Genomic DNA, 11,061 nt, shown 5'->3' with positions numbered 1-11,061 from the left:
TGAAAAGGCAAGATCTATCGACCAATAACTTGTCCTGGGATCAAAAAAAGAACAGGCCCTCCGGGGAGGACCTGCCTTTCTGCTATACAATAACCAAAACTGCTCGCTCTTTCTATTTTTTACAGCGCATAACGCTTGATACTGATCACAGCGCTTTTAGCGCCATTGTTGATGGAGTTGACATACACATACGCACGATACTTCTTATCGGCTGTTTCCACCCATATACCAGCTTCGGCCTTCAGGTTAATGGCATAGTTGGGTGCATTGGTAAGATCAAGTTCCTGGAAGTCCCTGTCATCAATATAAATACCAAATTGCAGGAATGCCAGGTCATAATCCTGCAGGTTAAATGCCCGCTGAATTTTGGTATTCCTGTTAACGCCGGCAGGCAAGGTAATATCCGGCAGGTATTGCGGATCGGCCGCGGGCGCTACCAACGCATGGGTGAAGGTGCTGGTGGTGTACGTGCGGTACAGGTATACCAGGTCAATTTTATTGGCATTGGCAGCAGCGCCTGCATCATTATACACCGCCATATCTTCAATGGAAATATACGCGTTGTTGGCATTGGATACGGTAAGCCGGTGCTTGATGTCCATTTTGGAAACATTGTAAGGTCCCAGCTTGTAATTAACCGTTTCGCCATTGCTGCTGCGGGCAGTGAAGGTAAAAGAAACCGTTTTACCGCGTGCTTCCTCCGGCACAATATAGGTATAACGCAACGCGGCAGCGGAAGTATCCTTGGTAAACGTAACAGTCGTTTTGGTCTTATCATTCACAGAAGGATTACCTATCTCTACAGGTACATCCACACCACTGGTATTGGTATAGTACGACCGGTGTTCCAGGAAGGTACCGGTAGCGCCTGCTATAGAAGCTTCCACTTCGGCCGATACCAGTTTGCCTTTGGAGGGCAGGATACCCATAGCATATACAAACTCAATGGTATCATTCACAATATTGGGGCCTAGCGTACGCTTGATGGCATCATTCTGCAATACATCCTTGGCGGTGGGCAGGACATAATCTTTTTTCTCGCAACTGGTCATTACCAACAACAGGCATGCCAGTAGCGAAAGAGGATATATATAGATCGGATTACGTTTCATGATTGCTGATTTAATAATATTAGTTAATCTGTCACCCTGACAATCGTTCTCTTAACGCGGTTGAACAGTGATCAATACTTTATAGGTTTTCCTGACCTGGCGATTGCCGGAGACCACCGTGTATTCCCGCGGATTGGCCAGATCTGAAAAATCTGTTCTTCCTGTTATTTTTGGATCCAGTTTACAATCCTGCGCCAGGGTAAATTGTGGATACAGGTTCTTCAGGTCTGTTCCAAACATCACGGTTACCGAAACAGTTTTCGCTGTTGTATCAATGGTGGCCGTCTTTGTTCTTACGGTTACAAAATCAGTTCCCAGCAATTCAAAACTGCTGACATAACATTCAGCCCGGCTGGTGATCAATAAGCCATCCTCATCTATCGGATTATCTTTCTTACACGCTGTCCACACAAAAGCCATCAGTAAAAGCGCGCCTGTTATATTGATATGTTTTCTCATTGTTGTAATCTTTAGTTATTCAAATGTGAAATGTTGGCATCCCCTTATCTCCATGGAGCATTCTGGGTGAGGTTAGGATTCAGGTCACGCTCAGAAGGAGGTATCCTGAAAATATAATTCTGCTCGTAGGTCCTGTCGGAAGCATTCTGGTAATACCGGTCCTTGTCAGCACCCCAGGTATCACGGCGCCATACACCTGCTGTTCCCGGTCCGCCCCATATTCTTACAATGGCTCTCCAGCGCCGGATATCAAAAGAACGCTGCCCCTCGCCTACCAGTTCTACGATGCGCTCCTGTTCAATGGCGCTGAAGAAATTTTCTTTGGTATCGGTTTTTCCCGCAGCCAACGGCGGCAGGTTGCCGCGACGACGCACCTTATTCACTAAGTCAATGGCATCGGTCTGCGGGCCGCTCACTTCATTGGTAGCTTCGGCATACATCAGGTACACATCGGCCAGGCGTATTACCGGCCAGGCAAAATCACCATCGCTACGTCCCTGCCCTGCATAGTTGCGTACAAACTTGCGGAACACGTAACCAGAGTTTACACCATCTGTATTGTAGGTAATATATTTTATGCCATTCAGCGTAATATTGGCGCCCCAGGTCTGATAAATAAACGGACACAAGCCGGTTGATTGCAGCGATACCATGCCCACACTCACTTCATAATCCCACTGAATGGTAGCCTTCAGCCGGTAATCCTTGTTACCATAAGTGGCCGGGTTCACGGCTGAGTTCAGGGTAGTCCTGGCATTGGGATTGGTAGTAGGGTTCATCTGGACCATCTTGGTGCCAAAATCACCCGTGGTCAGCAACTGGTACCTGTCGGCCAGTTCATAACGGGGCGATACCCAGCATTGCGATCCTTCATGTGAGCGGCCGGCAAAATCGCGCATCAGCTCTTCGCCCTGTCCTGAACCCGTGCCGCCATGGGTAAATACCATGATCATTTCAGGATTACCATTGGCCTTGGGGGTAAACAGGTGGTAGTAATTGGGCAGCGTATCAGCACTTCCTGTGACGCTGGTCAGGCCGGGATCTCCACCCTGGTATAAAGTGAGCCCGTAATTATCGATCACCGATTTGAAATCGGCGGCAGCAGCGGCATAAGCGGCATTGGCAGCCGATATATCCTGCGTAAAGCCATCCAGTTCGGGCCAGCCATTCTTTTTCCAGGAAGCCCAGTACAATTGTACTTTACCCCGCAGCGCCAGTGCAGCAGGTTTGGTAAAACGGCCCAGTGCGGCGGCTTTGGCCGGCAGTTTTTCAAAAGCGTAGGTAATATCGCCGAGGATAGAATCTTTCACCTGCCCGATAGGTATCCTTACCTGTTTCAGCATTTCCGCGTTCGCTTCTGCCGCTACACTGCTCACCGTTTTGGTAAAGTAGGGAACATCGCCCCACATGCTGATGAGTTTGAAATAGCACAGGCCACGCAGCAGGCGGGCTTCACCAATGAACACCTCCAGGTTTTGCGGGTTGCCAATATTCGACTCCATCATCTTTTTAGTATTATCAATCACATAGTTGGCACGGTGGATAGCGCCATACAGGTAACGGTACATTTTGTCAAAGCTGCCGCCATAACCGGAGGGATTATAGTTGCCGCCATTATACGCATCACCCAGCCTTAAGTTACCGTTGGTAGTGCTGGTACCCCGGGCGCGCACATATTCACCCTGCCCATCAAAATAATAATCACGGTCAAAACAGGGACGGGCAGCCGCATAGGCCCCCATCAGCGCCACCATGGCATCACTTTCTGATTGCCAGAATTCTATACCCAGCACCTGCGTGGTAGATGCCTGGTCGAGCAGGTCTTTCCGGCAGCCGGGCAACAGCATCGCTGTACCGGATAGTATAAGTATGGTCGTTATTATAGATCGAAATGTTATCTTTTTCATATTACAGCAGTTTAGAAACCCAGTTGAACAGACAATGAATAGGATTTTACAAGCGGATACATGTTATTGGCAGAACCTGCCTTTTCAGGATCAAGGCCTCTGTAATTGGTTACGGTAGCCAGGTTTTCAGCGGAGCCTGCTATCCGCAAACTGTTGAGGTGTACTTTGCGCAACAGGTTGCCGGGTACGGAGTAACCGATCTGCAGGTTTTTTAACCGCATGAAATTCATGTTGTCCAGCCAGAAAGTAGTTTCTGCCCTGTTATTGCCACTGCCACCGAGGCGTGGCCATAAGCCTTGCCTGTTGTCCAGTGTCCACGGATTGTACCAATGGTTCCAGGTAGCCGCATAGCGGGAAGCACTGAAGTTGGTATTGTTGAAAGCATTGATCCAGTAATCCTTACGGCCTGCAGAAGCTTGCAGTAAGAAGCCGATATCAAAACCTTTCCAGGCGATATAGCCGTTCAGGGAAGCAAAAGTAGTAGGCCGGTCGCGCTGGCTACTTTGATCGGCTTTCATATCATTCCCATCTATACGTCCGTCGCCATTCAAGTCCTTGCGGAGGATATCACCCGGCGATGCGCCCTGTGGTGTGGCATTGTAGATATCCTGCCAGGTTTGTGCGATGCCGATGTCTTCATACGTATATACGAAATGGTAAGGCATATCCAGGAATACGTAGCCACGGGTGAGGAACTCATTCCATTTCTCCAGCCTGGTCCTGTTGTAAGAAGCATTCAGGGTTACGCCATAGCTAAAGTTGCCTACCTTGTCCTTCCAGGAAATAGTAGCTTCAACACCCCGGTTGCGCAGGTCGCCAATATTGGTACGTGGTGCATTGTAAGCACCATCCAGCAGGATGGATAACTCGGAAGGACGATTCATACCCGTGGTCAGCCGGTCATAATAATCCAGCTCCGCCGTTAACCGGTTATCCAGGAAACCCAACTCCAGCCCGACGTTCAGCACCGAGGTCTCTTCCCAGGACAGGAACTGGTTCAACAATTTATTGTTCACCAAACCACGCACCACATCACTGTTCGTCACATAGTGATTGGCGCCCAGGGTCATCTGTTGCTCGTAGCGTCCTACGCCGCTGTTATTGCCCAATGTTCCATACGATACCCGCAGCTTACCATTGCTGAGGAAACTACCGGTGAAATTGTTAATGAAATCCTCTTCCGTAAAACGCCAGCCGAGCGCTACAGAAGGAAAGGAACCATACTGGCTGCCCTTCAGGAATTTGGAAGAACCATCTACCCGTAAGTTGGCTTCCAGCAGGTATTTATTGAAGGCAGTATAGTTCACCCGGCCTATGTACGAGCGGAGCCCTTCCCGGCTGGAATTACCGGCAGTGGTTTGGATACTGGGGAGGGCCGCATCAATTTCATGAAGCAATGGGTTGAGCCGGTCATTCCTGGAACCGCCCTGGAAGCGGTCGTACCAGAACTCTTCACTGTATACAAACAGCGCGCTGATATCATGATTGGCGCCGATGTTGGTGTGGTAATTCAACCGGCCGTTCAGCATGGTCTTATACCCGGTAAAAGTATTGTTCGTTACCGCCGCATTGGGCCCTGCATATACGCGGCTGCCAAAGCTGTTGGTTTGAAAGTTAAAAGCCTGGTTGGGCATATCGGCCCGCCAGCTAAACTGGTTATAATAGTTCAGCGAATAATCAATAGTAGCTGTTAATCCTTTAATGGGCGTCCAGTCCCAATACATCATCGCATTGGCCTCCTGCCGGTTTTGCCGGTTAAGCATATTCACATATACCGTATAGGGATTGTAGGCCTGTGGGTCTTCACCATAAGCCATTACCCCGCCAAACCTGTTGGAGACAGGATCATAAGGTGTAATGCCGGCAATGGCATACTGCATGTCAGTGCCCGCTGTATTGGCGGGATCTGAATCAGTAAATCCTTCTTCCAGCGCATAGACTAAGTTGGACCAGTTGCCATTGAACTTAACACCCGTATTCATGTTGTTCTTCACTTTGTAATCAAAGTTGAACCGGGCATTGTATTGTTTATAATCATTGTTGATCTGCAGGCCCTGCTCTTCGCGCATGCCTACAGAAACAAAAAAGTTCGATTTATCGCCACCACCGGATGCCGACAGGTTATAGTTCTGGAAAGCCCCGTCGCGGGTAATAACATCCCACCAGTCGGTATTGGGATAACGCAATGGATCAATCATGCCCAGCGCCATCCACTGATCAATGGTACCCAGTTTGAAAAGCTGGTTGCCGGGCAGTGTGTTGACAGCAGTCCGTTGCCGTTGAAGCGTCAATGCCCGCGGGTAATCGGCCATGAAGTCATACGCTTTTACCGGCTTATTCAGCGCCATGTTGCTGACAAAGTTGATAGCGGTCCTTTTAGCGCCTTTGCCCGATTTGGTGGTGATCAATATTACACCATTCGCAGCCCTTGATCCATACACCGAAGCGGAAGTAGCATCCTTCAGGATGGAAATGGATTCAATGTCGTTCACGTTAACCCGGTTAATGTCCACATCAGGCATACCATCCACCACCACGAGCGGACTACTGTTGTTGACGGTACCCAGGCCGCGAATGATCAATTCGGCTCCGTTGCGGCCGGCCATACCGGTAGACTGGGTGGCTGCCAGGCCCGGCACCAGTCCACTCAATCCTGCCGAAACGTTGGGCACTGCCCGGCCGGTGATCTTTTCATCTACAGTCACTGTAGATACTGCACCCACCAGGTTTACCTTCCGTTGCCGGCCATAGCCTACCACCACCACATCGGCCATGGAAATGGCTTTCCGGTTCAGCGTAATGTTGTATTCACTACGATCATCCACGGTAATGGTAACCGTTTCATGAATGGTAGAAGAAAAAACAATGGTGGCGCCTTGCGCTGCACTAATGGAAAACTTTCCATTTTCATCTGTCGCAGCACCCTTGTTCGAGCCCTGCACCATTACAGATATGGAGGGCAAGGGAGCGCCGGTTTCGTCTTTTACCGTACCTGAAATCGTTTTCAGTTGTGCCTGTGAAAAAAAAGGTGATAGTAAAAAAAGTAAAAGGAGTTGGAGCACGGACAAAGGGATCTTTGTCCGCAGAAGGAGCATCTGTGGCATAAGCAATCAGTTTATATGTTAGAATATAGCTAACTCAAACTTGGCAAAAAAAGCTGGAATCGTTTGCAGAATTTGCAGAATTATTTACTAAAACGTTTACGAATAGGGATGGGCCATCTGTGGTATAGCACTGTTTTCTCCCCGGTTTTCAGCACATCTAACGCAGTAAAACTCCATGTCGAACCCGTCCACAATACTATTGTTCCGCAGCATAAAAATGGGGAGAGGTAAAGAGGAAGGTTATTGAAGGGAAATCCTGTGGGTATTATTGTGGGGTATTATTTTCGCTTGAACCAATTCTCGATCTTAATTCCATCCAACCGTTCAAAGTCCTTGATGTTTTCGGTAACCAGCGTTAATTTATTCTCAATGGCAGTAACGCCGATTAACAGATCAAACTCATCGTGCATTGGTTTGCCCATTTTACGGAGTCTGACTTTTTCCTTTGCATATCGTTTTATACAACCAAAAATCGGTATTATGGAAAGCCCATTCAAAAAAGCATCTACTGCTTTATGCGATTTAGCAGGATTATCGCTATTTTCTGCTCCGTAGCGCAGTTCAGCGACAGTAATTTCGGATATGTAACAGTTTTCACGTCCCTTGGTCCGGACAATTTCGTCCAGATTCAATTTACCACGCAGAAAGAATACACAGATATTCGTGTCAAGAAGATACTGCATTAGAATTTAATGTCTTTCTTTCTGAATTTTCTACTTGACTTAATGTCAGCAATAATTTCTTCAGCAGACTTGTCGGAGGAAAATGCACCAAAAGATTTGTAGAAACTGTTTTCTTTGGTCTTTTTTTCAGTCTTTAATGATTTGGAAAGACTTTCTATTAATTCAATTTTACTAATTGAACTAAGTCCTTCAAAAAGGCCTGCGTAAGTTTCAACAATATGTTTCTCAGTATAAGTCATACTTCCCTTTCACCAAATTTACTGAATTATAGCCATTTATGCAAAATCAAGGCTCTTCAATGTACAAAAAACCCGGACAGACTTATTGCCCGGGCTACTCTATCTTTTTATCAATCAGGCAGCTTCAACGCTTCTTTCACTTTGTTGTAATCATTCCAGTCAATACCCATACGGGCATTCGTGCCGCCGGGTATGAGGATATAGCGGTGTTGCCGGTATTTGTTGCCGCCAACTACCACTGTGCTGGCATCCACATTTGCATAAATGTAGATACGCTGCACAAAGTAATCTACTGTAAAAAAGAGCCCAAAAAAAGGATCGGATAATGGCAGGGGCACAATATCCGGATCGGCGGTGGTGCCAAAGTTGAAAAACACCTTCATGGCACCGGTGTTCAGGATAGTACTGGTAAGTTTGGGCGCCGTAATATTGGCATAAAAGCCAAGTGTATCGCCACTGCTGGTGGTGTCTACATTATAAATCACATCCAGCCAGGCAGAATAAATAACATTGGCAGTGCCGGTATCACCTTTGGGACCCGTAGCACCTGCTGCGCCTGCCGGTCCCGCTGGTCCGGCCGGGCCTGCAGGTCCGGCATCTCCCTTCTTACAATTGGCAAATAGTAAAGAGACTGCTATCAAGGCAGCAGCCCCACGCAGGATGATTCTGTTTTGCATGAGGTAAATTTTAGTGGTTTATAAAGCGTAGCTGATTATGTCTCCATAAACTTACCCCACAAAAAAGAATTAAAAAAATCATTAATAAGTAAGGGCCGCCTAAGCAATCCCCAGCAGCTCCACCTCAAAGATCAGCGTGCTGTTGGGACCGATCTGGGCGCTCACCTGCCGGTCGCCATAACCCAGGTGGGCCGGAATGAAGAAGCGCCATTTGCTGCCCTGTGGCATTAATTGCAGCCCTTCGGTCCAACCTTTGATCACCATATTGAGGGGGAAAGTGGCAGGCTGTCCACGTTTTACAGAGCTGTCAAAGACAGTGCCGTCAATCAGGGTGCCATGATAATGGCAGGTTACTTTATTGGTAGCAGCAGGTTTGGGGCCTGTGCCTTCGGTAATAATCTCGTATTGCAGTCCGCTGGGCAGACTCACAATGCCTGGCTTTTGTTTATTCGCTTCCAGGAAATCCTGTCCCGCTTTCAGGTTAGCGGCAGCTTTCTCATTCTTCAACTGAAACAATTTATCGGCAATTCCCATGACATATATTTTGCGCAAAGATAAAGAAAGCCAGGTACAGATGTACCCGGCTTGTTAATTGCTATATGGAAATAAGAACGCCTACTCTCTCACCAGCTTTTGCGTGATGACCTTGCGGTCATGCATCAGCCTGATGGTATAAATACCGGTGGCAGTACCTGCGGGTTTAAACACAGCCCTGTGTTGTCCTGCCGGCAAATGCCCATTCACCAATACAGCCACCTGTTTTCCGGTGATATCATATACTGTCAGGTTGGTGAATCCTGGCTTTTCCAGGTAAAACTGAATGGTATTGCTTTCGTGGAAAGGATTGGGAAAACTGCGGAGCGATGCTTTTACCACCGCCTCCTCATCTGCTACTGTAGCGGTTTGCAATCGGCCGGCTGCCAGTGTTTGTGTAGTGGTAACCACCAGTTGCGGCGGGTTGGAGCCAAACTCGCTGGAGTTCCAGAATATCCGTGGGTCATGCGCCTGCAGGCTCTTCATCACCAACGCAATATTGGTACGGCCTGCGGCCAGTTCGCTCTGCACATAGCTGGTAATATCCCAGGTATGGTAAGTATAAGCGGCATTGGTGGCTGTAGCGGTATCCAACGCGATGCCGGAAGCCGGTTTATTATTCCAGGTAAGGGCAGTCTCTGTCCAGGTAGTATTCGACACCGCAAATACGCCTACCGGCACACTGGGAACCGCGGTGCCATCTATTTTGCCATATACCCTCAACTGAACGGCAGACACTGTTCCACTTAAACCAGTGAGGTTAAAACGCAGGTAAGCTTCCCGTGCATTGTTCAATTGGCCGGCCGGCGATATCTTGGTGATGAGTAACGTGGAGTCAGTAGTACCGAACGTGGTACCTGCATTGGTGCCATCACGCACATACGCATCCTGCAAGGGCAGGAAAGTTTGCTGCTGATTGCCGCCGCCGCTGCCGGTTTGTATTTTTACTTCTGTATAACTGTTCCATAGATTCACACTATTACCATGTCCTACGATGCGCACATATTTACCATCCCTCGGCGTAAACGTAAAGGTTTCAAGGTTCAGGGAAGTGCCGCTGCTTACACGGCCTGCCGACGCCGTGGTCCAGTTGGTACCATCATTGCCCACCAGCACATCGAAAGTGGAAGTGCGTGCATTACCACTGTAGAAAGCGATCTGCACACCTGTTATAGAAACCGTATCGCTCAAACAGAATTGTATCCATTGCCCGTCGCCATTGGCGCTCCAGCGGGTACTTAAGTTGTTGTCCAGTACATTGGCCGGCACATTGCCATCATTGCCACTGGCGCTCACCGGATCGCAGGGAGGCGTAACTACCCCACCGGGGAAATCATCAGCCGGGCTCAGCATACGCTCACGGATCCATACACCGGCAGGCTTCAGCCTGGCCACTGTCCAGGGGCCGGCAGAACAAGTACCTGTTTGCCATACGGCGCCGCTTCTGAAGTCATCCGAATAATTCCAGTTGGTCCAACTGATCTTTTTGGTACGCAGCAGATCAATATAACGCTGGCTCATGGTAAAATCATTACCACCATCGCCTGTGTAGGTTTGTGTACCAAACTCCGTTACAAAAATGGGCAGGCGGTCCGAAGCCCAGTTCAGCTCATCATAGTATTCATTACCATGCGAAGCCGCATAAAAATGGAACGTGTACATGATATTGGAGAAAGTCAGCGGGTTACTCACTATATCCTGTGCTGTGCGGCCATCAGAAATGCCCAGGGATGCCCAGCCATGTGTACCCACCAATATGGGTGCATTGGCATCAATGGCACGGATAACCGGGATGATCTGATCGGCATACGTTTTGATCCGTGCCCAGGTAACCCCGTTGGGCTCATTACATACATCATAAATGATATTGACCTTATCCTTATGCGCATTGGCAATAGCCGTGAAAAAGGTCTTGGCTTTGGCAAGGTTGGCATTAGGATCACCAGGATCCAGTTGATGCCAGTCTACCAGCGCATACATCCCTCTTTCAGTAGCTTCTTCTATCAGCCGGCTTACCTGGGCGGTAAAGCCTGCCGGGTCGGTATCATAACCGCCCTCCTGTACATACAGGGATATGCGTAAAATATCAGCGCCCCAGTCATTGGCCAGTGCGTCAAGGGAAGCTTCTGTCAGGCAACTTCCCCAGCCATACCATTGAATACCGTGTGTGCTCATACCCCGCAATTGAATGGGATTGCCATACTGGTTACAGAGCTTTAGTCCTATTACCTGCAACTGGCCGTTTTTAGCCACAGGCGTTTGCGCCCCGGCATGCGGAGCGATCAGCAGGATCAGCCATAACAGGCTTACTGCCTGCAGCAAAAGATGGATGCTTTTTTTCATGAG

General features: G+C 48.5%; 9 protein-coding genes. All 9 read right to left on the bottom strand.

Annotation, left to right across the window (positions count from 1 at the left end; all coding sequences use genetic code 11):
- Positions 1-119: 119 nt before the first annotated feature.
- Positions 120-1,112, bottom strand: a complete 993-nt coding sequence (locus tag HB364_RS17655) for a DUF4466 family protein (RefSeq protein ID WP_167289533.1) — start codon at positions 1,110-1,112, stop codon at positions 120-122.
- Between the two features lie 51 nt (positions 1,113-1,163).
- The gene (locus tag HB364_RS17650) at positions 1,164-1,571 is read right to left on the bottom strand and encodes a DUF5018 domain-containing protein (RefSeq protein ID WP_208419983.1); all 408 of its coding nucleotides are present in this window, start codon (positions 1,569-1,571) and stop codon (positions 1,164-1,166) included.
- Between the two features lie 44 nt (positions 1,572-1,615).
- Positions 1,616-3,478, bottom strand: a complete 1,863-nt coding sequence (locus tag HB364_RS17645; RefSeq protein ID WP_167289532.1) for a RagB/SusD family nutrient uptake outer membrane protein — start codon at positions 3,476-3,478, stop codon at positions 1,616-1,618.
- Between the two features lie 11 nt (positions 3,479-3,489).
- Positions 3,490-6,582, bottom strand: a complete 3,093-nt coding sequence (locus HB364_RS17640; protein WP_167289531.1) for a SusC/RagA family TonB-linked outer membrane protein — start codon at positions 6,580-6,582, stop codon at positions 3,490-3,492.
- Positions 6,583-6,860: 278 nt separating this feature from the next.
- Positions 6,861-7,265, bottom strand: a complete 405-nt coding sequence (locus HB364_RS17635) for a type II toxin-antitoxin system VapC family toxin (RefSeq protein WP_167289530.1) — start codon at positions 7,263-7,265, stop codon at positions 6,861-6,863.
- A complete protein-coding gene (locus HB364_RS17630) occupies positions 7,265-7,504 on the bottom strand; it encodes a hypothetical protein (RefSeq protein ID WP_167289529.1) in 240 nt (79 codons plus the stop codon). Before HB364_RS17630 ends, HB364_RS17635 begins: the two co-directional genes overlap by 1 nt.
- 110 nt (positions 7,505-7,614) lie before the next feature.
- Entirely contained in the window at positions 7,615-8,181 is a 567-nt protein-coding gene (locus HB364_RS17625; RefSeq protein WP_167289528.1) for a collagen-like protein, read from the bottom strand.
- A 99-nt stretch (positions 8,182-8,280) separates the two neighbouring features.
- Positions 8,281-8,715 carry an FKBP-type peptidyl-prolyl cis-trans isomerase gene (locus HB364_RS17620; protein WP_167289527.1) on the bottom strand — a complete coding sequence of 145 codons (435 nt, stop codon included), beginning with the start codon at positions 8,713-8,715 and terminating at the stop codon, positions 8,281-8,283.
- 81 nt (positions 8,716-8,796) lie between these two features.
- Complete coding sequence (locus HB364_RS17615; protein ID WP_167289526.1) at positions 8,797-11,058, bottom strand: cellulase family glycosylhydrolase; 2,262 nt, start codon at positions 11,056-11,058, stop codon at positions 8,797-8,799.
- Between the last annotated feature and the right edge of the window lie 3 nt (positions 11,059-11,061).

Origin of the sequence: Paraflavitalea devenefica (assembly GCF_011759375.1) — a bacterium.
GTDB lineage: Bacteria > Bacteroidota > Bacteroidia > Chitinophagales > Chitinophagaceae > Paraflavitalea > Paraflavitalea devenefica.
This window is presented reverse-complemented; position numbering and strand designations above follow the sequence as displayed.

Bases quoted from the DNA above. Each gene is read 5' to 3' on its own strand.
- HB364_RS17625 (WP_167289528.1), bottom strand. From the start codon at position 8,181: ATGCAAAACAGAATCATCCTGCGTGGGGCTGCTGCCTTGATAGCAGTC.
- HB364_RS17645 (WP_167289532.1), bottom strand. From the start codon at position 3,478: ATGAAAAAGATAACATTTCGATCTATAATAACGACCATACTTATACTA.
- HB364_RS17640 (WP_167289531.1), bottom strand. From the start codon at position 6,582: ATGCCACAGATGCTCCTTCTGCGGACAAAGATCCCTTTGTCCGTGCTC.
- HB364_RS17635 (WP_167289530.1), bottom strand. From the start codon at position 7,265: ATGCAGTATCTTCTTGACACGAATATCTGTGTATTCTTTCTGCGTGGT.
- HB364_RS17655 (WP_167289533.1), bottom strand. From the start codon at position 1,112: ATGAAACGTAATCCGATCTATATATATCCTCTTTCGCTACTGGCATGC.
- HB364_RS17650 (WP_208419983.1), bottom strand. From the start codon at position 1,571: ATGAGAAAACATATCAATATAACAGGCGCGCTTTTACTGATGGCTTTT.
- HB364_RS17630 (WP_167289529.1), bottom strand. From the start codon at position 7,504: ATGACTTATACTGAGAAACATATTGTTGAAACTTACGCAGGCCTTTTT.
- HB364_RS17615 (WP_167289526.1), bottom strand. From the start codon at position 11,058: ATGAAAAAAAGCATCCATCTTTTGCTGCAGGCAGTAAGCCTGTTATGG.
- HB364_RS17620 (WP_167289527.1), bottom strand. From the start codon at position 8,715: ATGGGAATTGCCGATAAATTGTTTCAGTTGAAGAATGAGAAAGCTGCC.